General features: G+C 56.4%; 26 protein-coding genes. 13 read left to right on the top strand and 13 right to left on the bottom strand.

Going from position 1 to position 24,327, the window contains the following annotated elements:
- Window positions 1-27: 27 nt before the first annotated feature.
- The 3 genes from FO014_RS00835 to FO014_RS00825 form a co-directional block, all read right to left on the bottom strand.
- Window positions 28-312: a YciI family protein gene (locus tag FO014_RS00835; RefSeq protein WP_105230712.1), complete on the bottom strand. Its 285-nt coding sequence runs from the start codon at window positions 310-312 to the stop codon at window positions 28-30.
- Window positions 313-417: 105 nt separating this feature from the next.
- Window positions 418-1,338 carry a Kdo(2)-lipid IV(A) acyltransferase gene (locus FO014_RS00830; RefSeq protein ID WP_105230713.1) on the bottom strand — a complete coding sequence of 307 codons (921 nt, stop codon included), beginning with the start codon at window positions 1,336-1,338 and terminating at the stop codon, window positions 418-420.
- A 284-nt stretch (window positions 1,339-1,622) separates the two neighbouring features.
- Window positions 1,623-2,720: an NADH:flavin oxidoreductase/NADH oxidase gene (locus tag FO014_RS00825; RefSeq protein WP_160027078.1), complete on the bottom strand. Its 1,098-nt coding sequence runs from the start codon at window positions 2,718-2,720 to the stop codon at window positions 1,623-1,625.
- A gap of 207 nt (window positions 2,721-2,927) precedes the next feature.
- On the opposite strand from FO014_RS00825, the gene trhO reads away from it, so the two are divergent.
- A complete protein-coding gene (gene trhO / locus FO014_RS00820) occupies window positions 2,928-3,983 on the top strand; it encodes an oxygen-dependent tRNA uridine(34) hydroxylase TrhO (RefSeq protein ID WP_160027077.1) in 1,056 nt (351 codons plus the stop codon).
- A gap of 54 nt (window positions 3,984-4,037) precedes the next feature.
- Here trhO and FO014_RS00815 read toward each other — a convergent pair whose 3' ends face one another.
- Together FO014_RS00815 and FO014_RS00810 are read right to left on the bottom strand one after the other, a co-directional pair.
- A complete protein-coding gene (locus tag FO014_RS00815; RefSeq protein ID WP_160027076.1) occupies window positions 4,038-4,619 on the bottom strand; it encodes a YceI family protein in 582 nt (193 codons plus the stop codon).
- Between the two features lie 24 nt (window positions 4,620-4,643).
- Window positions 4,644-5,198 carry a cytochrome b gene (locus FO014_RS00810; RefSeq protein ID WP_160027075.1) on the bottom strand — a complete coding sequence of 185 codons (555 nt, stop codon included), beginning with the start codon at window positions 5,196-5,198 and terminating at the stop codon, window positions 4,644-4,646.
- 474 nt (window positions 5,199-5,672) lie between these two features.
- Between FO014_RS00810 and FO014_RS00805 the strand changes: the two genes are divergently transcribed.
- The gene (locus tag FO014_RS00805) at window positions 5,673-6,686 is read left to right on the top strand and encodes an AI-2E family transporter (RefSeq protein ID WP_246168157.1); all 1,014 of its coding nucleotides are present in this window, start codon (window positions 5,673-5,675) and stop codon (window positions 6,684-6,686) included.
- A 34-nt stretch (window positions 6,687-6,720) separates the two neighbouring features.
- Here the strand turns inward: FO014_RS00805 and FO014_RS00800 are convergent, their stop codons facing one another.
- From FO014_RS00800 to pyrC, 6 genes are all read right to left on the bottom strand, one after another.
- Window positions 6,721-7,341, bottom strand: a complete 621-nt coding sequence (locus FO014_RS00800; RefSeq protein WP_160027072.1) for a LuxR C-terminal-related transcriptional regulator — start codon at window positions 7,339-7,341, stop codon at window positions 6,721-6,723.
- Window positions 7,342-7,543: 202 nt separating this feature from the next.
- Window positions 7,544-8,659 (bottom strand): N-methyl-L-tryptophan oxidase, encoded by a 1,116-nt coding sequence (solA, locus tag FO014_RS00795; RefSeq protein ID WP_160027070.1) that lies wholly within the window; start codon window positions 8,657-8,659, stop codon window positions 7,544-7,546.
- A 139-nt stretch (window positions 8,660-8,798) separates the two neighbouring features.
- A complete protein-coding gene (gene bssS / locus FO014_RS00790; RefSeq protein ID WP_160027068.1) occupies window positions 8,799-9,053 on the bottom strand; it encodes a biofilm formation regulator BssS in 255 nt (84 codons plus the stop codon).
- A gap of 218 nt (window positions 9,054-9,271) precedes the next feature.
- A complete protein-coding gene (locus FO014_RS00785) occupies window positions 9,272-9,550 on the bottom strand; it encodes a hypothetical protein (RefSeq protein WP_105230721.1) in 279 nt (92 codons plus the stop codon).
- Between the two features lie 149 nt (window positions 9,551-9,699).
- On the bottom strand, window positions 9,700-9,939 hold the full coding sequence (dinI, locus tag FO014_RS00780) for a DNA damage-inducible protein I (protein ID WP_105230722.1): 240 nt from the start codon (window positions 9,937-9,939) through the stop codon (window positions 9,700-9,702).
- Between the two features lie 76 nt (window positions 9,940-10,015).
- Window positions 10,016-11,065 (bottom strand): dihydroorotase, encoded by a 1,050-nt coding sequence (gene pyrC / locus FO014_RS00775; RefSeq protein ID WP_160027066.1) that lies wholly within the window; start codon window positions 11,063-11,065, stop codon window positions 10,016-10,018.
- Between the two features lie 198 nt (window positions 11,066-11,263).
- Here pyrC and FO014_RS00770 point away from each other — a divergent pair, with 198 nt between their 5' ends.
- On the top strand, window positions 11,264-11,551 hold the full coding sequence (locus FO014_RS00770) for a putative quinol monooxygenase (RefSeq protein WP_160027064.1): 288 nt from the start codon (window positions 11,264-11,266) through the stop codon (window positions 11,549-11,551).
- A gap of 52 nt (window positions 11,552-11,603) precedes the next feature.
- On the opposite strand, the gene rne is transcribed toward FO014_RS00770, so the two are convergent.
- On the bottom strand, window positions 11,604-14,933 hold the full coding sequence (rne, locus tag FO014_RS00765) for a ribonuclease E (protein WP_160027062.1): 3,330 nt from the start codon (window positions 14,931-14,933) through the stop codon (window positions 11,604-11,606).
- 665 nt (window positions 14,934-15,598) lie between these two features.
- Here rne and rluC point away from each other — a divergent pair.
- Window positions 15,599-16,558, top strand: coding sequence for a 23S rRNA pseudouridine(955/2504/2580) synthase RluC (gene rluC / locus FO014_RS00760; protein ID WP_160027060.1), 960 nt, complete (start codon window positions 15,599-15,601; stop codon window positions 16,556-16,558).
- A 3-nt stretch (window positions 16,559-16,561) separates the two neighbouring features.
- Here rluC and FO014_RS00755 read toward each other — a convergent pair whose 3' ends face one another.
- Entirely contained in the window at window positions 16,562-17,143 is a 582-nt protein-coding gene (locus FO014_RS00755; protein ID WP_160027058.1) for a Maf family protein, read from the bottom strand.
- Between the two features lie 142 nt (window positions 17,144-17,285).
- On the opposite strand from FO014_RS00755, the gene yceD reads away from it, so the two are divergent.
- From yceD to pabC, 9 genes are all read left to right on the top strand, one after another.
- Entirely contained in the window at window positions 17,286-17,807 is a 522-nt protein-coding gene (gene yceD, locus FO014_RS00750) for a 23S rRNA accumulation protein YceD (protein ID WP_160027056.1), read from the top strand.
- Between the two features lie 16 nt (window positions 17,808-17,823).
- Entirely contained in the window at window positions 17,824-17,991 is a 168-nt protein-coding gene (gene rpmF / locus FO014_RS00745) for a 50S ribosomal protein L32 (RefSeq protein WP_015671947.1), read from the top strand.
- A gap of 12 nt (window positions 17,992-18,003) precedes the next feature.
- Window positions 18,004-19,038, top strand: a complete 1,035-nt coding sequence (plsX, locus tag FO014_RS00740; protein ID WP_160027053.1) for a phosphate acyltransferase PlsX — start codon at window positions 18,004-18,006, stop codon at window positions 19,036-19,038.
- Between the two features lie 6 nt (window positions 19,039-19,044).
- Window positions 19,045-19,998: a beta-ketoacyl-ACP synthase III gene (locus FO014_RS00735; protein WP_160027051.1), complete on the top strand. Its 954-nt coding sequence runs from the start codon at window positions 19,045-19,047 to the stop codon at window positions 19,996-19,998.
- Window positions 19,999-20,014: 16 nt separating this feature from the next.
- Window positions 20,015-20,944, top strand: a complete 930-nt coding sequence (gene fabD / locus FO014_RS00730; protein ID WP_160027049.1) for an ACP S-malonyltransferase — start codon at window positions 20,015-20,017, stop codon at window positions 20,942-20,944.
- Between the two features lie 11 nt (window positions 20,945-20,955).
- Window positions 20,956-21,690, top strand: coding sequence for a 3-oxoacyl-ACP reductase FabG (gene fabG / locus FO014_RS00725; protein WP_160027047.1), 735 nt, complete (start codon window positions 20,956-20,958; stop codon window positions 21,688-21,690).
- Between the two features lie 154 nt (window positions 21,691-21,844).
- On the top strand, window positions 21,845-22,081 hold the full coding sequence (gene acpP / locus FO014_RS00720) for an acyl carrier protein (protein ID WP_015671952.1): 237 nt from the start codon (window positions 21,845-21,847) through the stop codon (window positions 22,079-22,081).
- A gap of 79 nt (window positions 22,082-22,160) precedes the next feature.
- The gene (fabF, locus tag FO014_RS00715) at window positions 22,161-23,402 is read left to right on the top strand and encodes a beta-ketoacyl-ACP synthase II (RefSeq protein WP_160027045.1); all 1,242 of its coding nucleotides are present in this window, start codon (window positions 22,161-22,163) and stop codon (window positions 23,400-23,402) included.
- 124 nt (window positions 23,403-23,526) lie between these two features.
- Window positions 23,527-24,324 carry an aminodeoxychorismate lyase gene (pabC, locus tag FO014_RS00710; RefSeq protein ID WP_160027043.1) on the top strand — a complete coding sequence of 266 codons (798 nt, stop codon included), beginning with the start codon at window positions 23,527-23,529 and terminating at the stop codon, window positions 24,322-24,324.
- Window positions 24,325-24,327 lie beyond the last annotated feature (3 nt).

Raw genomic sequence — 24,327 nt, 5'->3', positions numbered from 1 at the left:
CCGCGCTGAGCGGCGCGGGAGGGAGAATTACAGGTTGAGCAGGTTGCTGAAATCTTCGCCGGCGGCGGTTACCGCCAGTTCGGTCACCTCGTAGTTCGCCACCGCGGTAAACGGATCCTGCGCCAGAATGGCGTCCAGCTGTGAACGTGCCATCTGTTTGGCGAGGATTACGCCGCCGTTGCGCGGGTTTTTACGCCCGGCGGCAATAAAATCACCTTGGGCGAAATACTTTTTCAGCCAGGCGATATGCCCTTCAAGATGGCTGTCGACCTCTTCAATCGGGCGATGGTAGGTCAGACTGACAATATACATGATGCGCTCCACGGTTAGCGTAGGTTCGAAACCTTTACCTTCACACTGTTTCGCCCGCGGCTCAAGTCATCAGCCATAAAAAACCCGCCGTCAGGCGGGTAAGATTTAATACAGTGAGGGTTCGCCTTCCGGACGGGTTTTAAAGCGGCGGTGCAGCCACATATACTGGTCCGGCGCCAGCAGAATACCGTGCTCCACCACCTGGTTCATCCGGGTGGCGGCGCTCAGTTCGCTGTCCAGCGGGAAGTCTTCCACCGCCGGCTGAATCAGTAACTCATAACCCTGGCCATCTGGCAGGCGGCGCGGAGCAAAGGGGATAATCGCCGGTTTGCCCATCCGTGCCAGCATATAGCTGCCGGTGGTGGTGGCGGCGTTGTCTACGGCAAACAGCGGAGCGAAGACGCTGCTGCGCGGGCCGTAGTCGTGGTCTGGCGCATACCAGATGATATCGCCCTGTTTGAGCGCGCGGATCATGCCTTTGATATCTTTGCGGTCCAGCATCGATTTATTGGAGCGCATCCGTCCCCAGGTTTGCAGCCAATCCAGCAGTTTATTGTCATGCGGACGATAGACGCCGATGCCGGGGTTATAGATGCCGAAAATACGGGCGCCCAGCTCCAGCGTTAAAAAATGCAGCCCGATCAGCAAAACGCCCTGTTGGTTGTCCCGCGCCTGCTGAATGTGCTCCAGCCCTTCCGGACGGCACCAGCGTTTGATGCGCCAGTCCGGCCAGAACCAGGCCATGCCGGTTTCAAACAGACCCATGCCGACCGACTCGAAATTCTTCACCACCAGCGCATCACGCTCCGCCTGCGGCATATCCGGGAAACACAGTGTCAGATTGCGCTGTGCAATGACCACGCGGCGTTTCAGAAAACGCATGGAGAAACGGCCAAGCGAGGTGCCGAGGCGGTAAATGACGGGATAAGGCAGCAGTACCAGCAGGTATAACAAACCAATGCCGAACCAGGTCAGCCAATAACGCGGATGCAGCAGGGAACGATTAAAAGAAGGAAGTTGTGTCATGTATTCTCAGCTTTTTTTGGTAATTATTGGTGTCATAACAGCGAATTAGCATGGTCCGTTGCCCTAAGGGACTCTGTGCACGCGTATCATTTTCTGCCGGTAATGGCAGTTATTGTGGCATTTTCTGGCGTGACAGGAAAATCCTGAATTAGGTTATGGTGCGCTCTGTGGCGTATTTTCCCGCAGCAGGAGAGGAGGAGTGGCGGGCGATCAGGCCGTTAGTCAGGCTAACGGCCGAATGATTCAGGGCAGAATGATATCGACCCAGGGCCGGGCGCCGGCGTTTAGCCGTTGCTGAACAGTCCTTTCAATACATGAGGTTCTGAACGCCAGTATTGCGGCGGTGCGCTGGCTTTTGCACCCAGCTTGGCCGCGGCGTGCCACGGCCAGCGCGGGTTATACAGGATGCCGCGCGCCAGCGCCACCATATCGGCTTGGCCGGTGGCGACGATCGCTTCGGCCTGCTCCGGTTCAGTGATTAAACCGACGGCGATAGTCGGCAGGCCGACTTCGCGTTTGATGGTCTCGGCGAAGGGCACCTGATAATTCGGGCCGACGGGGATTTGCTGCTGTGGAGATAGACCGCCGCTTGAGACGTGAATATAGTCGCAGCCCAGCTCTTTCAGCGCCTTGGTCAGCGCCACCGACTGTTGCTCATCCCAGCCGTCCTGCACCCAGTCACTGGCGGAGATGCGTACGCCGACGGCTTTGTGCGCCGGGAATACCGCACGTACCTCGCCGAAAATTTCCAGCAGCAGCCGCATACGGTTTTGCAGCGAGCCGCCATACTGGTCATCGCGCTGATTGGCCAGCGGCGACAGGAACTGATGCAGCAGATAGCCGTGGGCGCCATGCAGCTCAATCAGCTCAAAGCCCAGGCGATCGGCGCGTTTGGCTGCGTCGACGAACTGTTGCTTTAACTGGGCGATTTGCGGCAGGCTCATCGCCTCCGGCGCTTCATCGTCGGAATGGAACGGCGTTGCGGAGGGAGCGATGGTTTGCCAGCCGCCATTTGCCTGGCTAATCTGACCGCCGCCTTCCCAGGGCACTGCGGTGGAGGCTTTACGTCCGGCGTGACCTAACTGAATGCCCAGCGGCATGGTGGCGTGCTGCTTGACCGCATTGACGACCTCGGCCAACGCCTGTTCGGTGGCGTCGTCCCACAATCCCAGATCCTGCGGTGAAATGCGCCCTTCCGGCGATACCGCCGTTGCTTCGACAATCAGCAGGCCGGCGCCGGACATTGCCAGGCTGCCCAGGTGCATGGTATGCCATGGCGTCGCCGCGCCCTGTTCGGCGGAATACTGACACATCGGCGCGATAATGATGCGGTTTGGCAGACTGAGTTTCCCAAGGGAAATCGGTTTGAATAGCTGGCTCATTGATATCCTCTTTTCAGGTCGCATTGAATAGCGTGCTCACACTCTCCGCATGTGGATTTGTGAACTGCATCAAGTTTAGCAGCCGCAAAGATGGCCGGGCAGTTCATGATGTGCTGCCTGGTATTTTCAGGTATGATGTGCGCCGCGCGTCGCTCCGGGGGCGGCGCGCGGCGATTAATCCCCTCAGAAAGAACAGGAACGTACACCATGCCAGTGTTACATAACCGAATCTCCAATGAGGAACTGAAGGCGCGCATGCTGGCTGAAACCGAGCCGCGCACCACGGTTTCTTTTTATAAATATTTCACTATCGATGATCCCAAAGCCTTTCGCGACAGCCTGTACATTCAGTTTGAAAAACTGAAGGTGTTTGGCCGCATCTATGTGGCGAAAGAGGGCATCAACGCGCAGATCAGCGTACCGCAGAGCCGTTTTGAGGCGTTCAAAACGGCTCTGTTTGCTTCACACCCGGCGCTGGATCAGGTGCGTTTGAACATCGCGCTGGAAGATGACGGTAAATCCTTCTGGGTGCTGCGCCTTAAGGTGCGTGAGCGTATCGTTGCCGACGGTATCGACGATAACAGTTTCGATCCTGCTAACGTGGGTGAGTATCTGAAGGCCGATCAGGTCAATGCCATGATCGACGATCCGAATACGCTGTTTGTCGATATGCGCAACCACTATGAGTATGAAGTGGGGCATTTTGAAAATGCTATTGAAGTGCCTTCCGACACCTTTCGCGATCAGCTGCCGATGGCGGTGGAAATGCTGCAGGAGCAGAAAGACAAGAATATTGTCATGTACTGCACCGGCGGCATCCGCTGTGAAAAGGCCAGCGCCTACATGCTGCATAACGGTTTTAAAAACATTTATCACGTGGAAGGCGGCATTATTGAATACACCCGTCGTGCTAAAGAGCAGGGGTTGCCGCTGAAGTTTATCGGTAAGAACTTCGTGTTCGACGAGCGGATGGGCGAGCGGATCTCGGACGATGTTATCGCCCACTGCCATCAGTGCGGCGCACCGTGCGATAGCCATACCAACTGCAAGAATGACGGCTGCCATTTGCTGTTTATCCAGTGCCCGAGCTGTGCCGCCAAGTTTGAAGGCTGCTGTAGCGAAATCTGTCGTGAAGAGCTGAAACTGCCGCGTGAAGAGCAGCGTGCGCGGCGCGCTGGGCGGGAGAACGGTGTGAAGATCTTCAACAAGTCGAAGGGGCTGTTGCAGACCACCATGCATATTCCGGATCCGGAAGATAAATAATCGTTGCCGGATGGGAATCACGAAAGGGCGCGGTATGACCGCGCCCTTGTTTTTTTATGCCTTCTCGCGTACGCCTTCGACGGAGATGATCAGCTCAACGTCTTGTGAGGCCGGGCCGAGATCGGTTGTGATGCCGAAGTCTTTCAGCTTGATCTTACCGTTGGCTTCAAAGCCGGCACGGTAGCCGCCCCATGGGTCGTTGCCCTGGCCAATCAGCTTGGCGTCCAGCGTAACCGGCTTGGTGACGCCGTTGAGCGTCAGGTTGCCGACTACGGCATAGCCTTCGCCGTCTTTTTTCACTTCGGTGGATTCAAACTTCGCCTGTTTGTTTTTTTCCACGTTGAGGAATTCGGCGCTGCGCAGGTGTTTGTCACGTTCCGCATGGTTGGTGTCTACGCTGGCGGTGTTGATGGTGACGCTGACTTTATCCTTGGACGGATCTTTCTCATCGAAAGTGAAGGCGCCGTCAAAATCTTTGAAGGTGCCGTACAGCCAGCTGTAGCCGAGATGCTGGATGCGGAATTGGACGAAGGCGTGCTGCCCCTGCTTGTCGATTTTGTAGTCGGCGGCCAGCGCGGAACCGGCGCTCAGTAACAGTGCGCCTGCGGTCAGGCCTAATACGGTCTTTTTCAACATGGTTATCTCCATTATTCCAAGAGGTTAATCGGCGCTGCGACCCAGCATCCGTTTCAAAGTGACATCACGATCCACAAAGTGATGCTTAAGCGCGGCCAGGGCGTGCAGTACCGACAGCACAACGACGCTCCAGGCCAGATAAAGATGAATCGTACCGGCGGTATCGGCCTGGGCGCCCATGCCGGTGACGCTGGCGGGAACCTCGAACCAGCCGAACACGCTGATCGCCTGGCCGTCGGCGGTAGAAATCAGATAGCCGCTGATCAGAATGGCGAACAGAATGACATACAGCGCCAGGTGCGCCAGGATGGCGCCGACGCGGGTAACGCGGGAGTAGCTGGCCAGCGGTTTTGGCGGCGGAGAAATCAGGCGCCAGATGACGCGCGCCACCATCACGATAAACAGCAGCACGCCGATGCTCTTATGGATCTCCGGCGCCTGGTGATACCACACGTCGTAATAGCCCAGCGTGACCATCCATAGGCCAAGCGCAAACATGCCGTACACCACAAGAGCAACCAGCCAGTGGATCAAAATAAACAGATGACCGAAACGGTCAGGGGTGTTTTTCCAAAGCATCGGACTTCCTTAATTCCTTATTGCCGGCTGCAATAATTAACATGAAAAAACATAAAATCAATAATAAATTTAACTATGTTACGACTTAATAATATTAGTCAGTGGATTTGCACAAGATCGGAAAAATTAATCAAAGGAATCGTTGAAAGGAGAAGGGAAAAGAGAAGGGGGATGCTTTCGTTGTGAATTGAAATAAAACGAATTTCTATTTTATTGTCAGTTTTTGTCATGTTGCGTAAATACGGGCGACGACGTTCGGCAACGCGTCTTTGCGGCCTGAGAGGCGTTGCTGCCGCCGACCTGTGCCCGCTGATTTTCTGTGCGGATGATTTATAAAAACTGATGATTAACCCACAGCCCCGAGGCAGAGTTTGTTAAAATAAATGTTTCAATGGTTTGCGCATTATCGGGGAAAAAAAGGATGTTATCTTGAGCCGAAATTTCTTCATCGATCGCCCGCTGCGTCTGGCGATTATGCTGGCGATGATCGTGGTGATCCTTGCCGGGATTAAAACCTCTTCGGAAATTGTGGTGCCGTTTTTGTTGGCGATCTTTTTAACCATCGTGCTAAACCCGTTGGTTACCCGGCTGGAACGCTGGCGAGTGCCGCGCATTCTGGGCGTGATGCTGTTAGTGACGCTGGTGGTGATCGTTTTGGTGATGTTTATCGGCATGATGGGGGCATCGCTGAATGAGTTTGCGCGTTCACTGCCGCAGTATCGCGGCATGATGACGGAAAAAATGCATGAGCTGCAGCGCTATGCGGACCGCTTCAACATTGTCATCTCGGCAGAGGCGATTGTGCATTATATCGATCCCAGCGCCACGATGAATTTGGTGACGCGCATGCTGAGTCACCTTTCCGGCGCCATGACCAATATTTTCCTGCTGCTGATGACGGTGGTATTTATGCTGTTTGAAGTGCAGCTGCTGCCGGTGAAGCTGCGACAGGCATTGAGCAGGCCCACTCAGGGCATTGCCAACCTGCAGCGGGCGGTGCAGGGGGTGACGCATTATCTGGTGATCAAAACGGTGATTAGTCTGGCGACCGGCCTCATTGTCTGGATCTTTTTGGCGATTATCGGCGTGCGTTTTGCCTTCATCTGGGGGTTGCTGGCTTTCCTGCTCAATTTTATTCCCAATATCGGTTCGGTGATTGCTGCCGTGCCGCCGTTGATTACCGCGCTGTTATTTAACGGTTTTGGTGATGCGCTGGCGGTGGCCGGCGGTTTTGTACTGATCAACCTGGTGATTGGCAATATCCTCGAGCCGCGGGTGATGGGGCGCGGCCTTGGCCTGTCGACGCTGGTGGTCTTTCTCTCTCTGATTTTCTGGGGCTGGCTACTAGGGCCGGTGGGGATGTTGCTGTCGGTGCCGCTCACCATTATTGCGCGTATCGCGCTGGAAGCCAGTGAAAACGGCAGGAAAATAGCGGTGATTCTGGGCGATGGCCGCGACGAAAACGAGCCGGAACGCCGGGCTGAATGACGCGGCGTTAAGGTATTTGGCGGACTGAAGCCTTTCAGCCCGCCATGCGCACCACGGTGCGTAAGCCCGGAGCATCGGGCGGATAAAAATAGCGCAATATGTTGTATAACGAATAAAACTCAAGCCGGTTACGGGCGTTAATTTTCTCCGTGATATGGCGCTTATGCACATAAACGGTATGCGCACTGATCTGCAGTTTGCGGGCGATCCGATAGTTTGGTACTTCCGCCATCCAGTACTTCATCACCGTCAATTCCTGCGGGCTGAACAACGAGTGCAGGCCGCTTTCCAGTAAGACGTGCGGCGTATCACGCAGGATACGCAGTGCTTTGGGCAAAGCGGCTTTATTGAACAGGAAGGCATTATCGGCAATGCGCATCGGCCGATCGCCGTAAGGATAGGGCGCATCCAGGTAGATAAACAACACCGCGTTATCACTGCTGTCGATCAACGTTTGTAACCAAGGTTCGTCTTGATTTGGCCGGCAGTAGTTGGTCAGATTCAGCAGGATATGTGAAGGAGTATGACTGGACAGGTGTTGCACCGCGGCGCTGAGCGTATCACAGCTGGTGACGGTATTGGCGGCATTATCGGCCAGATAGCTGGCGATGCCGAGACGGGTATAACCGCATTCGTCCACGACGAGTAGTTTCATGCTGACATCCTTGTGATCGGGCAATTAATACCTGGCATTACAGGGATAAAATAGGAGGGACGTCACCGGCAATCAATTCGGAAATCTGGATTGTTACACCAGCTTTTTCCGTGGATAGGCAGCGAGGGGCATATTCTGGTGTCAACGTGAGGGAGAAAGGTCGCAGCCGATGCGGACAAAGGCTGCGATTGCGCTGGCGCTTTTAGTTAAAACGCTGCAGCGAGAACGGGGTCAGATCGAACGGAATGGCTTTATCCTGCGCGAACAGCGCGGCTATTTCACCCAGCACGCTGGCGAATTTAAAGCCGTGGCCGCTGAGCCCGGTGATCACCATCATATTTTCACTGCCGGGAACGGTATCAATAATAAAGTCTTCGTCCGGACTCATATCATAGGTACAGACTTTACCGTGCAGACACACGCCGACACCGGGCAGATGCTGACGCAGGAAGTTAAATACTTCGCTGCCGTCGCTGGCGATGCTGCCAAACGCCCGGCGCTGCTGTGGCGTTTCAATCGGCTGGCCGCCATCGTGTTTGCCGACCTTCAGGCCGTCATTATCGGCAGGGAAGCCATAATAATGGCAGCCGTCCTGCGCCTCAACGGTAAAGGCGGGGAAACTGTTGGGTTCGCTGTAACGTCCGTCAGCCTGATGCCAGGAAAACACTTTACGCAATGCTGTGACCGGTAACTGCGGCAACAGTGCTTTTACCCAGGTGCCGGCGGCGACCAGGACTTTTTTCGCCTGATAGCTGCCTTCTGCCGTGGTGACGTCAACGCCGCCGTCAACGCTGTTAACCGCGGTGACCGGGCAGTTAAACAGCTGGCTGCAGCCGGCCTCTTTCGCCAGGCGGATATATTGCCTGATGGCCTGTTCGGAGCGCAGAAAACCGGCATCCGGCTCGAAGACGCCGACATAGTGCGCCGGCGCGTTAAATTCCGGCCAGCGCTGTTGTACTTCGTCGGCGCTCAGCAGTTGGGTGTTCAGACGGAAAGTGCGTGCGCTTTGCCGGGCGTTGGCGATGAACTCGGCGTCTTTGGGACCCAGGTTGAGTACGCCGCAGGCGTGAAACAGCTGCTCGCCGCTGTCCCGCGTCAGGCCATTCCACAGGGCCTGCGCGCGCAGCAATAACGGAACATATTTTTCACCTTCGCCGTAAGCATGGCGGATAATGCGCGTATCGCCGTGGTGGCTGCCGTTGCTGTGCGGGGGGATTTCGCTGTCGATCATCAGCACTTTCAACCCTGCCTGCGTGGCGTAGTAGCCAGCTGCTGCGCCAACGGAACCGCTGCCGACGACGATTAAATCATATTCCACGTAACCTATCCTCACTGTTGCGCTTTGCTGAGCCCAGCATGATAAAAGGTTGGGCGCGGCAATGCACCCGTTGTCGGCGGCAGATAAAGAAAAAGCGCCGGGAATGAGCACCGGCGCTTAGGACGTTTGGCTTAATGAATCAGTGTTTCTTACGGTCAAGATCCTGGTATTCCGTTGATTCAATTTTTGCGATGCCCGCCTCTAGGATATTTATCAATTGTCGGGCGACATCTGTGGTTAACCAAAGCGTTCTGTCTACTTGGGCTTCCTCGAGCGTTTGGTCTAGCGAAGACAGGTAATGAAGGCGTATCATCATGGCGTCGTAAACGTCAACGGTGCTGATATCCCATCCAACAAGCGGGTGTGTCTGAATAACTTCATCATTTCTGTCCATAAAGACCCCTTATTGAGTAGTAACTAACGCGAGTGACTAACGAGGATCGATGCGGCTCATCTTCATGAGGAGCTTTTACAGTATACGCTTGGTGGCTGACTGCCGCGGGCTTTTCCGGCGAAAATTTGTCAAATAATCGCTTGTTTGCACAATAATTCAGCAAAAATGAGGGGGGGGGCTTGCCGTTTTTACGGAGCGGCAAGCCGTAGAACGGCAGTTTATTCTGCTGCAGGAGAAACGGCGGGAGGCTGAAGATGCTTTTCCAGTTCGGCTGCCAGTTGGGCGAAGTGCTGTTGCGTTTCGGCATCGCGGTTCTGGTTTTGCGCTTCCAGCTTCAGGCTATGGATCAGCAATTGGTTAGCCTTGTCATCCAGCCCAAAGGCCAGATAGGAGAAGGCGACTTCCAGCACGCTAAGGCGCCGTTTTTGATCGGCGATAACCGTCAGCAGTTCGCCGAAGGTCATTGCTTCTTCTGATTTTTCTTTGTCCAGGGCCATGGAAAGAGACCTCCTGTTGTAATAGCGCCCGCACCCACTCCTATTACAGATCAGATGGCGTTTTTATTCCAGCAAATTTCACCCCGGTTGGCGGGTTACAGATATAAAAAAGCCGGAGAGCGACCTCCGGCAAAAACAGCATTGCAGTATTATTCGGCACTGAACCAATCGTCGGCGCTTTCCCAGGTTTCCTGGAGGATCTCGGCGATCAGATCTTTATCTGTTTTGACGCCGCCGAGTACGGATAGCCCGTTGGCGCCGGAATACCTGACCTGAACCACCGTATCTGGGAACTGACGGTTAATCCGTTTGCTCAATTCGCCGTTCAGGGCTTCAATTGCCCCCGGCGGCAGCGGCCTGGTCTTATCTATGGTTACTTCAACACGCATAATTGCCCCCGAAGTTATCTACTGTTTATTTATACAGTTAATGAGGTTCGGGAGCAAGAGGGCGCGTTAAAAAAGATTAGCTGGCGGTCACCGTCCAGTTAACGCTTTCACCGGCGAGGAATGGCACGATGGACTCATTATCCAGCGCAATCTCCTCAGGCTGCACGGAAGGGACGCGCTGCAGTTCGATAAAGTCTTCGTTGACCGGTAACCCGTAGAAGCGCGGCCCGTTGAGGGAACAGAAGGCTTCCAGGTGTTCCAGCGCGCCTAACTGCTCAAACACCGTGGCATAGGCCGGCATGGCGCTTGGCGCATTGAACACGCCGGCGCAGCCGCAGCTGGATTCTTTGCGGTGCTTGGCGTGGGGGGCGGAATCGGTGCCGAGGAAGAAACGGTCGGAGCCGCTGGCTACCGCCTTGCGCAACGCTTCCTGATGGATATTACGCTTGAGGATCGGCAGGCAGAACAGGTGTGGGCGGATGCCGCCCACCAGCATATGGTTACGGTTGAACATCAGGTGTTGGGGCGTGATGGTGGCGCCCAGGAAGCGGTCGCCGGCCTGGACGTATTCTGCAGCCTCTTTGGTGGTGATGTGTTCGAAGACGATCTTCAGTTCCGGGAACTGGCGGCGGATCGGTTCCATCACCTGGGCGATAAAGCGGGCTTCACGGTCGAAGATATCCACGCCGGCATCGGTCACTTCACCATGGATAAGCAGCGGCATGCCGATTTTCTGCATTTGTTCAAACAGCGGGTAGATGCCTGTTACATCGCTGACGCCGTGGTTAGAGTTGGTGGTGGCGTTGGCAGGGTAGAGTTTGGCTGCGGTGAAAATGCCTTGCTTAAACCCTTCCGTCAGCACATCGGCCGACAGGGAGTCGGTCAGGTAGCAGGTCATCAGCGGGGTGAAGTTGTGTTCTGCCGGCACCGCAGCCAGGATGCGTTCGCGATAACGCTGTGCGGCTTCAAGGGTGGTGATCGGCGGAGCCAGATTCGGCATTACAATCGCACGGCCGAATACCTGGCTGGTATAGGGCAGGACCGTTTTCAACATCTCATCATCACGCAGATGGATGTGCCAGTCGTCAGGGCGGCGAATCTTCATGGCTTGAGGTTGTGCTGTCATGGTGCAAGGCTCCGGCGGTCAGAAATACGTCTAAGTAAAAGCGAATAATGGGGGTTATTCACGCCGGGGTATAAGCATAAGCGGAAAGCGTTCTTGATGCATCTGTTTGTTAACCAAAGTTGAAAACAATAGATAAACGGGCGCATAGTAATCGTCTTGACGATGACTTTTTGCTACTTATTCCTACAGGAGGATGAAATGGAAATTCGCGTGGTGGCCACTTTGCAGGCCAAAGCGGAGTGTATTGATGACGTTAATGAAGCGGTGCATCAGATTATCAACGCCAGCCGTCAGGAGCTGGGAAATCTGCAGTACGATTTGCACCGTGAGCTGGATAAACCCGGCACCTTCGTGTTCTTTGAGCGCTGGGCCAGCGCGGAGGCATTGGATAAGCATAATGCTACCGAACACTTCCAGCACTTTGTCCACCAAATTGACGGCAAGCTGGACTCGCTGGATATTAAACAGCTGAAAAAAATAGCCTGAACGCTGCGCAATAAAAAACCCGCCGACTGGCGGGTTTTTTTCACGGTTTAACTTAGTCGTTGACCGGCTGCGGTTTGGTGGCCGGGGCAGTGGCCTGATTGACCGCTGAGTGACCGCCGGCGCTGCCTTTACCGTCGAAATTAAATCCCGGGCGCTGCCAGTCGCTATGCTTCGGCGCTTCCGGCTGGTAAGCCGGAGCCGGCGCTTTGGTCATCGGTGCGCTGGCGATATGCTTGTAACGCGTTTCGACAGGCTGAGCCGCGATGACTGGCGCAGGGGCCGCCGGCACCGTCTCATCGCTTGCCGGCTGCGGAGCAGGTTCGCTGACGACCGCTTCGGCTGGCGCCGCAATGGTCGTTTCCTCAACGGCCTTCTCTTCTACCGCGTTCGCTTTTTCTTCAGCGGTGTCGGTTGCCGGTTCAATGGCGGCAGGCGCCGTCTGCTCTTCAGGCTGAGACGGTGCAGCTTCAGCGACAGGCTGAACATCGCTGGCGACGTCGGCCGGTGCTTCAACGGCTGCCGGCTGTGGCGCTTTGGCCTCTTCCTGCTGCGGAGCGGCAGCTGGCGCGCTTTCCGCCGGTTCGACGCTGGCAACGGCTGCAGCCTGAACGTCTTCCTGAACGGCAGTAATGACAGGCGCGGCAGTGCTGGCGGCAGTTTCCGCTGCCGGCTGCTGCTCAACGGCTGCCTCGGATTGGCGCTTAACCTCAGTCTCTTCAACTGCTTGCGCAGCTGTTGTGACAGGGTAACCTACCCATACCTTGCCTGACGCCATTTCCGGAGACGCGAATGCAGCCGTCAGCGGCATCGGCGACTGGGTCGGATAACGCTCGTCGCGGTAACGACGACGGCGCTGACCGCTCACGCGCAGATGGCGCGGTGAACGACGTGAGCGACGCGGCATGCCGTTTTCACCATTACGGTTTTCCTGCGTGTCTTCTTCGCCGGTGGTGGCTACGGTTTCCGGCAGCAGCTTAACGCTGTCGTCTGCCACAGGCGCTTTGGCTTCCTCAGCGGTTTCCGCCGGTGCTTTTGGCGCCAGCAGTTCTTCCGCAGCGCGCTGCAGCTCTTCTTCTGCTGACAGGATACGCACCTTCTGCGACAGCTGGCGGCGTTGACGACGCTGAGCCGGTTGCTGATGGCGCTCTTCCTTATCTTCTTCAGCGGCAGCTACCGGTGCGACGGCGGCTTTCTCCTGCTGCTTCGCTTCTTGCTGCGCCTGGCGTTTCTCTTCCTGGCGACGGCGTTGACGCTCGGCGCGCTGTTCGCGGCGCTGCTGCTGTTGCTCTTCGCGCTGCGCTTTGGCGGCTTCATCAACCGGTGTCTCGCTGGTCGCTGGTGCGTTGTTCGCAGCATTACGGCGGTTGCGGCGCTGTTCGTCACGCGACTCGCGGTTATCGCGTTCGCGTCCTTCACGGTTGTCACGCTCACGGCCTTCAGCGCGTTCCTTACGTTCACCACGCTCGCCACGTTCATTGCGATCGCTGCGTTCACTACGCTCGCCACGTTCACCGCGCTCTTTACGGCCAGAGCCCTGACGGCGCTGATTACGGCGATCCTGACGGCGGTTTTCACTGCTGCTGTTGCTCTTCGCAGTTTCAACCGGTTTTTCCTCTGCTGCCGGCTGTTGTTCTTCACCAGCGAACAGCGATTTCAGACCGCTGAAGAAGCGGCTGAGCAGGCCAGGCGTCGCGGCGGCGGCTGGCGTAGCCGTCGGCTGGCTGGCGGCCGGTTTTTTCACCGTGGCGGATTCAGCAGCCGGCGGCGGTGCGTCGGCGCCGAGGGAGAAGGAGGCCAGCGCCGGTTGCTCAGGACGCTTACGCTCCATCGGGATCTCTTCCGGCGGCTGCAGCATTTCTTCTTCGTGCAGCTTCGGCAGCAGGTAGCTCAGGGTGGAGGTTTCTTCGCCTTTGCGCACGCGCAGCACGGAGTAATGCGGCGTTTGCATCTGATCGTTTGGCACGATCACGGCTTTCACGCCGGCCTGACGTTTTTCAACGGCGCTGACGGATTCACGTTTTTCGTTCAGCAGGTAAGAAGCAACCTGAACCGGTACGATGGCGTGCACCTCTTTGGTGTTTTCCTTCAGCGCTTCTTCTTCAATCAGACGCAGGATGGACAGAGCCAGCGACTCGTTGTCGCGCACGGTGCCGGTGCCGTTACAGCGCGGGCAGACGTGGTGGCTGGACTCGCCCAGCGACGGGCTGAGGCGCTGACGGGACATCTCCAGCAGGCCGAAGCGGGAAATACGGCCGATCTGAATACGTGCGCGATCCTGACGCACCGCATCACGCAGGCGGTTCTCTACTTCGCGCTGGTGGCGTACCGGCGTCATGTCGATAAAGTCGATGACGATCAGGCCGCCGAGGTCGCGCAGGCGCAGCTGACGGGCAATCTCATCCGCCGCTTCCAGGTTGGTGTTGAACGCGGTTTCTTCGATATCGCCGCCGCGGGTGGCGCGTGCGGAGTTGATGTCGATCGCGGTCAGCGCTTCGGTGGTGTCGATAACGATGGAACCGCCGGAAGGCAGGCGCACTTCACGCTGGAAAGCGGATTCGATCTGCGACTCAATCTGGTAGTGGCTGAACAACGGGATTTCACCGCTGTACATTTTAATTTTGCTGCTGAAGTCCGGACGGCCCAGCGCAGCGATATGCTCTTTCGCCAGATCGAGAATTTTCGGGTTATCGATCAGGATTTCGCCGATGTCAGGACGCAGGTAATCGCGGAAGGCACGGACGATAACGTTGCTTTCCTGGTGAATCAGGAACGGTGCAGGGCGGCCTTCGGCGGCTTTCTTGATGGCCTCCCAGTGCTTGAGACGGAACGACAGGTCCCACTGCAGCGCTTCGGCGGATTTGCCGACGCCGGCGGTGCGGACGATCAGGCCCATGCCGTCGGGCAGCTGCAGCGAAGAGAGCGCTTCTTTCAGTTCGGTGCGGTCGTCACCCTCAATGCGGCGGGAAATGCCGCCGGCGCGTGGGTTGTTCGGCATCAGCACCAGATAGCTGCCGGCCAGGCTGATAAAGGTGGTCAGGGCGGCGCCTTTGTTGCCGCGTTCTTCTTTATCAACCTGTACGATCACTTCCTGGCCTTCGCGCAGCACATCTTTGATGTTGGGGCGGCCATGGGAGGAATAGCTGTTAGGGAAGTATTCGCGGGCGATTTCTTTAAGAGGAAGGAAACCATGTCGTTCTGCGCCGTAGTCGACAAACGCTGCTTCGAGACTTGGTTCAATACGGGTGATTTTGCCTTTGTAAATGTTCGCTTTTTTCTGCTCATGACCCGGGCTTTCGATATCCAAATCGTACAGCCGCTGTCCATCTACAAGGGCAACACGCAACTCTTCCTGCTGAGTTGCGTTAATCAACATTCTTTTCATCTTAACTTACTCGTTATTTTTTACATTATCGACAGAGCTGCGGGCAATATATCCGTCATCGTTCAGGTTGCCTTGCGTCGCGGCCTTCTCTCGCACCCGCCCATGTTGCCGGACGTGCGCGCGGTCGCCGCTTTAGCGCCACCTGAATTATTTGGGCATAACCTCTATGGCCGGATTAAAACCGAAAACCCCGTGTCTTCTCGCAAAGTCGTCAACCTCCCGGTTGTCGCCTGCATAGGGGCGCATTATCTCGGTAAGCCTGTTTTTCTTTGTGAAAAACAGCACTTTTACTCGGGGAATAGCCTCTGATTTACGTCGACAGATCACATTCCATTTGCCGGCCAAGCTGCAACCCGCAGCCCGCTAATTGTTTGATATCGCATTACGTCTTACGCCATTGCTGCGTTTTTGCGTTATCAGACAAACCTTGGTAATTCCGCATTTTACTCTGCTTTAACGAGAATCAACGCGGAAAGCGAACTCATTATTCCACTGCTGATACCGTTATAGCAAGGTGACTTTGCCTTAACTGCGGAAGAAATCGCAAACGATCAAACCGGCTTGCTGCCTTATTGTTCACCGCGGTGACTTCCGCACTCAGACTGACAGTTAAGCATATAAAAAGAGGTGGCGCTATTTACCTGCTGTATTTAGAATCCCGCCCCATGAAAACGAACAATCCTGCAGTACAATTCATCACGGTTTCTGACGACGAAGCAGGTCAGAGAATCGACAATTTTCTGCTTGCCCGCCTGAAAGGCGTGCCGAAGAGCATGATTTACCGCATCGTGCGCAAGGGCGAGGTGCGGGTCAACAAAGGGCGCATCAAGGCGGAATACAAACTGGCGGCCGGCGACGTGGTGCGCGTACCGCCGGTGCGCGTGGCCGAACGTGAAGATACGCCAGTGTCCGCCAAACTGGATAAAGTGGCGGCGCTGGCCGACTGTATCCTGTATGAGGACGACCATGTGCTGCTGCTGAACAAACCGTCCGGCACGGCGGTGCATGGCGGCAGCGGCCTGAGCTTCGGCGTGATCGAAGGGCTGCGCGCGCTGCGTCCGGAGGCACGCTTCCTGGAGCTGGTGCATCGGCTGGATCGCGATACCTCCGGCGTGCTGCTGGTGGCGAAAAAACGCTCGGCGCTGCGTGCGCTGCATGAGCAGTTGCGGCTAAAAACCATGCAGAAGGATTACCTGGCGCTGGTGCGCGGCCAGTGGCAGTCCCACTGCAAAGCGGTGCAGGCGCCGCTGCTGAAGAATATTCTGCAAAGCGGCGAACGGGTGGTGCGGGTCAGCAGTGAAGGCAAACCGTCCGAAACCCGCTTCAAGGTCGAGGAGCGCTTCGCGTTCGCCACGCTGGTCAAGGCCAGCCCGATCACCGGGCGCACCCACCAAATCCGCGTGCATACGCTGCACGCCGGCCACCCGATCGCCTGTGACGATCGCTACGGCGACCGGGAATTTGACCGTCAGCTGGCGCCGACCGGTCTGAAACGGCTGTTCCTGCATGCGGCGGCGCTGCGCTTCGAACATCCGGCCAGCGGCGAAACGCTGCGTATTGAAGCGCCGATGGACGACCAGTTGCGCCACTGCCTGAAGCAGCTGCGCAAACAGGCGCAGCAGTAAGCATTATGCCAGCGGGCTGACCCCTTCGGCCCGCAACATCTCCAGCAGGGTAATCAGCGGCAGTCCGACCAGCGCGTTGGGGTCGCGGCCCGTCAGTTTGTCGAACAGGGCAATGCCCAGCCCCTCACTTTTGAAACTGCCCGCGCAGTTCAGCGGTTGTTCGATACGCACATAGTTGGCGATCTCCTCCGCGCCGAGAGGGCGGAAATGCACCTGATACGGCTCGCAGACCGCCTGAAGATGCTGCGTGCGGCTGTTGTACAGCGCCAGGCCGGTATAGAAGGTGACGATATTGCCGCTGGCCTGGCGCAGCTGTTCACCGGCCTGCTGCTCGCTGTGCGGCTTGCCCGTAATCTGTCCGTTCAGCACGCACACCTGATCGGAACCGATGATCAGGTGATCGGGGTAGGCGTCCGCCAACGCCTGTGCCTTGGCGGCGGCCAACCGCAGCACCAGCGCTTCGGCGCTTTCGCCCGGCAGGGGGGCTTCATCCACCTGCGGCGCGGCGGTGATAAAGGGTAAATGCAGTTTTTCCAGCAGCATTTTGCGGTAAGGGGAGGTGGAGGCCAGAAGAAGTTGTTGCATAATTTTTTTCGTAAACCGTAGCGTAAATGGTGACAGCATTTTAAACTGTCGGCCGCTGCGGAAGCGAATATTGGTGAAAGGTGCCGTTTTCACGGCCTTTTTCTTTGACTCTATGTCGTTACAAAGTTAATATGCGCGCCCTATGCAAAAGGTAAAATTACCCTTGACCATTGATGCGGTACGTACCGCTCAGAAACGCCTGGACTATGTTGGTGTCTATGCGCCTGAGCTGGTTACCCGTGTTGCCGAGTCCGTGGTCAGTGTGGACAGCGATGTTGTCGCTGAATTGTCGTTTGATATCGACAACCAGCGTTTGGCGGTTATCACCGGTCAGGCAGATGTCACGGTCACGTTATCGTGTCAGCGCTGCGGCGAGCCGTTCCAGCATCATGTACACACAACATATTGTTTTAGCCCGGTCGTCAATGATGAGCAGGCTGAGGCATTACCGGAAGCGTACGAACCGATCGAAGTTGACGAGTTTGGCGAAGTCGATCTGTTGGCAATGATTGAAGACGAAATTATTCTTTCACTGCCTGTCGTTCCGGTACATGAATCTGAACACTGTGAAGTGTCCGAAGCGGACATGGTATTTGGCAAACTGCCTGCAGAGGCGGAGAAACCGAATCCGTTTGCCGTATTAGCCAGTTTAAAGCGTAAGTAATCGAGGAGTAAGGTCCATGGCCGTACAACAGAACAAACCAACCCGTTCCAAGCGTGGCATGCGTCGTTCACACGATGCGCTGACTACGACTACCCTGTCTGTAGACAAAGCATCTGGTGAAACCCACCGTCGTCACCACATCACTGCCGACGGTTTCTACCGCGGTCGCAAGGTTATCGGCTAAGTTAGCGATACCTTGACTCGTCTAACCCTGGCGTTAGATGCTATGGGCGGGGACTTCGGTCCCTGCGTCACAGTGCCTGCTTCATTGCAGGCACTGGCCTCTAATTTACAACTCCATCTTCTGCTAGTCGGCGATCCCGACGCTATCTCTCCCTTACTCGCCAAAGCCGATCCGCATTTGCTGGAGCGTCTGCACGTCGTGCCCGCTACATCGGTAATCGCCGGCGACGCCAAGCTTTCTCAGGCGATCCGCGCCAGCCGCGGCACGTCTATGCGCGTGGCGCTGGAGCTGATAAAAAACGGTGAAGCGCAGGCGTGCGTCAGCGCCGGCAATACCGGCGCGCTGATGGGGCTGGCCAAACTGTTGCTCAAGCCGCTGGACGGCATTGAGCGTCCGGCGTTGATGACGGTGATCCCAAATCAGCAGCACAGTAAAACGGTGGTGCTCGATCTGGGCGCGAATGTGGAATGCGACAGCACGATGCTGGTGCAGTTTGCCGTGATGGGCGCCGTGATGGCGGAAGAGGTGGTCGGTATCGCACAGCCGCGCGTGGCGCTGCTGAATATCGGCGAAGAAGAGAGCAAAGGTTTAGATAATATTCGCGAAGCCGCCGCTGTATTAAGAAAAACTCCGACAATCAACTATATTGGTTATCTGGAAGGCAATGATCTGCTCACAGGTAAAACCGATGTTATGGTCTGCGACGGCTTTGTCGGCAATGTTACGCTGAAGACAATGGAAGGCGTAATAAGGCTATTTTTATCGCTGCTGAAATCGTCAGGTGACGGTGGCAGGCAGACGTGGTGGTTAAAATTGTTGGGCCGTTGGTTGCAAAAACGGGTGGCGAAACGCTTCGGCCACCTGAACCCCGACCAGTATAATGGTGCATGTCTGTTAGGATTGCGGGGCACCGTAATCAAGAGCCACGGCGCTGCGAACCAAAAGGCGTTTGCGGTAGCTATTGAACAGGCTGTGCAGGCGGTGCAGCGGCAAATCCCCAACCGGATTGCGGCGCGCCTTGAGGCTGTATTACCCAAGAGTGACTGATCGTACATGTATACAAAGATTCTCGGTACGGGGAGTTATTTACCCGTACAAGTGCGCACCAATGCTGATTTAGAAAAAATGGTGGATACCTCGGACGAGTGGATTGTAACGCGTACCGGTATCCGTGAGCGTCGTATCGCTGCCGCTGATGAAAGCGTGGCGACCATGGGCTTCCAGGCGGCGTCCAATGCGCTGGCGATGGCCGGCGTGGCCAAGGAAGATGTCGGTCTGATTATTGTGGCGACCACCACATCCAGCCACGCCTTCCCGAGCTCCGCCTGCCAGATTCAGAATATGCTGGGCATTAAAGACTGCGCGGCGTTCGATCTGGCGGCGGCCTGCGCCGGGTTTACCTATGCGCTGAGCGTGGCCGATCAATACATCAAAAACGGTGCGGTGAAGCATGCGTTGGTGATTGGCGCTGACGTGCTGTCGCGTACGCTGGATCCTGAAGACCGCGGCACCATCATCCTGTTCGGCGATGGCGCGGGCGCGGTGCTGCTGGGGGCTTCCGAGCAGCCGGGCATCTTGTCCACCCATCTGCATGCGGACGGCCATTACGGCGATCTGTTGACGCTGGCGTACAAAGACCGTCAGGATAAAGACAAGCCGGCGTATGTCACCATGGCGGGCAATGAAGTCTTCAAAGTGGCGGTCACCGAACTGGCGCATATTGTCGATGAAACGCTGAACGCCAACAACCTGGATCGCAGCGAGCTGGACTGGCTGGTGCCGCATCAGGCCAACCTGCGCATCATCAGCGCGACGGCGAAAAAACTGGGTATGGGGATGGACAAAGTGGTGGTGACGCTCGACAGACACGGCAACACCTCCGCCGCCTCGGTACCTGCGGCGCTGGATGAAGCCGTGCGTGATGGACGTATCCAGCGCGGCCAGTTGGTGCTGCTTGAAGCTTTCGGCGGCGGCTTTACCTGGGGCTCGGCGCTGGTTCGTTTCTGATTGACAGGAAATAAAAATGACGCAATTTGCTTTTGTTTTTCCGGGCCAGGGGTCGCAGACCGTTGGCATGCTGGCCGAACTGGCCGCTGAATTTCCCGTTGTTGAGCAGACGTTCAGCGAGGCATCCGCCGCGCTGGGCTACGATCTGTGGCAACTGGTGCAGCAGGGGCCGGCCGAAGAGCTGAATAAAACTTGGCAGACGCAGCCTGCGCTGCTGGCCGCCTCGGTGGCGATTTTCCGCGTATGGCAGCAGCAGGGCGGTAAAGCGCCGGCGCTGATGGCGGGCCACAGCCTGGGCGAATATTCTGCGCTGGTGTGCGCCGGCGTACTGGATTTCCAGGAAGCGGTGCGCCTGGTTGAGCTGCGCGGCAAACTGATGCAGGAAGCGGTGCCGGCAGGCACCGGCGCCATGTACGCAATTATCGGCCTGGACAATGACGCCATCGCCAAAGCCTGCGCTGATGCGGCTGAAGGCCAGGTGGTGTCTCCGGTCAACTTCAACTCGCCGGGCCAGGTGGTGATCGCCGGGAATAAAGAAGCGGTCGAACGCGCAGGCGCGGCCTGTAAAGCGGCCGGCGCCAAGCGCGCGCTGCCGCTGCCGGTCAGCGTGCCTTCCCACTGTGCGCTGATGAAGCCGGCGGCCGACAAACTGGCCGTCGCGTTGGAGGCGGTGACCTTCAATGCGCCGCAGGTCCCGGTGGTGAACAACGTCGACGTGAAGATCGAAAACGATCCGCAGGCGATCCGCAGCGCGCTGGTGCGTCAGCTGTACAGCCCGGTGCGTTGGACGGAAAGCGTAGAATTTATCTCAGCGCAGGGCGTGAGCTCTCTGCTGGAAGTCGGCCCGGGCAAGGTGCTCACCGGCCTGACCAAGCGCATCGTTGACACGATGACGGCGGCGGCGGTCAACGATCCCGCCACTCTGTCGACGGCGCTTGCACAATAAAGAGGAAAACAATGAGCTTCGAAGGAAAAGTTGTTCTGGTCACCGGCGCCAGCCGCGGTATTGGCCGTGCTGTTGCGGAATCGTTTGTTGCGCGCGGCGCCAAGGTGATCGGCACGGCGACCAGTGACAAAGGCGCTGAAGCCATCAGCGGCTATCTGGGCGCGAGCGGTAAAGGGTTCAAATTGAACGTGGTTGATGCACAATCTATCGACAGCGTTTTAGAATCTATTCGCGCAGAATTTGGCGAAATCGACATTTTAGTGAATAATGCCGGTATTACGCGTGATAATCTGCTGATGCGTATGAAGGACGATGAGTGGCAGGATATCCTGGACACTAATCTGACTTCCGTATTCCGTCTGTCAAAAGCGGTAATGCGAGCTATGATGAAAAAGCGTTTTGGCCGTATCATCACCATCGGTTCCGTGGTTGGCACCATGGGGAACGCAGGGCAGGCAAACTATGCGGCGGCTAAAGCCGGCCTGATCGGCTTTAGCAAGTCCTTGGCACGTGAAGTTGCTTCTCGTGGCATTACGGTCAACGTCGTGGCGCCCGGTTTTATTGAAACGGACATGACACGGGCGTTGACAGAAGAACAGCGTGCAGGCATTTTGGCATCTGTACCGGCTAATCGTCTGGGGGATGCTAAAGAAATCGCCAGCGCTGTTGCATTTTTAGCCTCTGATGAGGCTGGCTATATCACCGGTGAGACCTTACATGTCAATGGCGGCATGTACATGGTCTAAAAAATGCGAAAACCATTTGCGTTATTTGAGGTAAAAACCGCAAAATAGCGTAAAATCGTGGTTTGACCAGCCGGGATTTAGTTGCATCTTTTTCAACATTTTATACACTACGAAAACCATCGCGAAAGCGAGTTTTGATAGGAAATTTAAGAGTATGAGCACTATCGAAGAACGCGTTAAGAAAATCATTGTTGAGCAGCTGGGTGTTAAAGAGGACGAAGTGGTAAATAGCGCTTCTTTCGTTGAAGACCTGGGCGCCGATTCTCTTGACACCGTTGAACTGGTAATGGCACTGGAAGAAGAATTCGACACCGAGATTCCAGACGAAGAAGCTGAGAAAATCACTACTGTTCAGGCAGCTATTGATTTCATCAACGCTAGCCAGCAGTAAGCGAACATATCTAGGCGGTCACTCGACCGCCTAAGTTTTTCTATCCTAGTGTCATATTATCCCTCCTTGGAGGACAAACGTGTCTAAGCGTCGAGTAGTTGTGACCGGACTGGGCATGTTGTCTCCTGTCGGCAACACGGTCGAGTCCACATGGAACGCACTTCTTGCCGGTCAGAGTGGCATCAGCCTGATTGACCATTTCGATACTACTGCCTATGCAACCAAGTTTGCCGGCTTAGTAAAGAATTTTAATTCCGAAGATTTCATCTCCCGCAAAGATGCGCGCAAGATGGATCTGTTTATCCAGTACGGTATTGCTGCCGGCATGCAGGCCATGCAGGACGCCGGGTTGGACATCACCGAGGCTAATGCTGGCCGTATTGGCGCCGCGATTGGCTCCGGCATTGGCGGCCTGGGTTTGATTGAAGAAAACCACAGTTCGCTGGTTAACGGCGGTCCGCGCAAGATCAGCCCGTTCTTCGTGCCGTCGACCATCGTTAATATGATTGCCGGCCACCTGACCATCATGTATGGCATGTGCGGCCCGAGCATTTCAATTGCCACCGCCTGTACTTCCGGCGTGCACAATATCGGCCATGCGGCGCGTATCATTGCCTACAATGATGCCGACGTGATGCTGGCCGGCGGGGCGGAAAAAGCCAGTACGCCATTAGGCGTAGGCGGTTTCGGCGCCGCACGCGCGCTCTCCACTCGCAATGACGAACCGCAGGCCGCCAGCCGCCCTTGGGATAAAGACCGTGACGGTTTTGTTCTGGGCGACGGTGCCGGCATGATGGTGCTCGAAGAGTACGAACATGCGAAAAAACGCGGTGCTAAAATTTATGCGGAAGTGGTCGGCTTTGGTATGAGCAGCGATGCCTACCACATGACGTCACCACCGGAAAACGGCGCGGGCGCTGCATTGGCGATGGCGAATGCCCTGAGCGATGCCGGCCTGAATGCCGGACAGATCGATTATATCAATGCTCACGGTACCTCTACCCCGGCAGGCGATAAGGCCGAGGCAGAGGCGGTGAAATCGATATTTGGCGCCGATGCTGCACGCGTGATGGTAAGCTCGACAAAATCCATGACCGGCCACCTGTTAGGGGCGGCGGGGGCGATTGAGTCGATCTTTACCGTGCTGGCGCTGCGCGATCAGTCCGTGCCGCCAACCATCAATCTGGATAACCCGGATGAAGGTTGCGATCTGGACTTCGTGCCGAATGAAGCGCGTCAGACCAAAGATATGGAGTACACACTGTGTAACTCCTTCGGTTTTGGCGGCACCAACGGCTCGTTGATTTTCCGTCGCGTGTAACGTGGTTGCACTCTAGATTAAAAGCCCGGTTTTTACCGGGCTTTTTTACGTCCGTCGTCCGGGATCTGGTCCGCTGCGCCTGTTATCCTGTACGCCGAGATACGGGAAGCTGGGGAACATGCTTATGTACTGGATTAATGGAGCGCAGAGTGACGCGCTGGCGGCTGGCGACCGCGGTATACAGTTCGGCGACGGCTGTTTTACCACCGCACGCGTGGTTGATGGCCGGGTAGCGCTGTTGCCCTGGCATCTTGAACGCCTGCAGCAGGCGGCACAGCGCCTGCTGCTGCCGCCGCTGGACTGGGCGGCGCTGGAGCAGGAAATGCGTCAGGCGGCAGAATCAATCCCGCTTGGCGTGGTCAAAACTATCGTGACGCGAGGCGTCGGCGGGCGCGGCTATAGTCCCGCCGGCTGTGAGCAGCCAACCCGTATCGTGTCATGCGGTGCGTATCCGCAGCACTATCTGCAGTGGCGCGAGCAGGGCGTCAGTCTGGCGTTAAGCCCGGTGCCGCTGGCGCGTAACCCGCTGCTGGCGGGCATTAAACATCTTAACCGGCTGGAACAGGTGTTGATCCGTGCGCATCTTGAGCAGACTGACGCCGACGAGGCGCTGGTGCTTGACACCGCAGGGCTGCTGGTGGAATGCTGTGCGGCTAATTTATTCTGGCGTAAGGGGAAAGCAGTATATACCCCCGATTTGAGTCAGTCGGGCGTGGCGGGTTTAATGCGTCGCCGGGTGATTGAGTTACTGACGGACAGCGAATATACGCTGCATTACGTCGCCGAGCCGCCGGAAACGCTGGCGGCGGCAGAAGAGGTGTTGATCAGTAACGCGCTGATGCCGTTATTGCCGGTCAATACCGCCCATTTGTGGCGCTATGATTCGCGCCAGCTTTATGAGTTTTTACGACACCAAATTTAACCA

The sequence above is a fragment of the Serratia rhizosphaerae genome (assembly GCF_009817885.1).
Taxonomy (GTDB): Bacteria; Pseudomonadota; Gammaproteobacteria; order Enterobacterales; family Enterobacteriaceae; genus Serratia_B; species Serratia_B rhizosphaerae.
The sequence above is the reverse complement of the archived record's forward strand: the minus strand, read 5'-3'. Positions and strand labels throughout refer to the sequence as shown.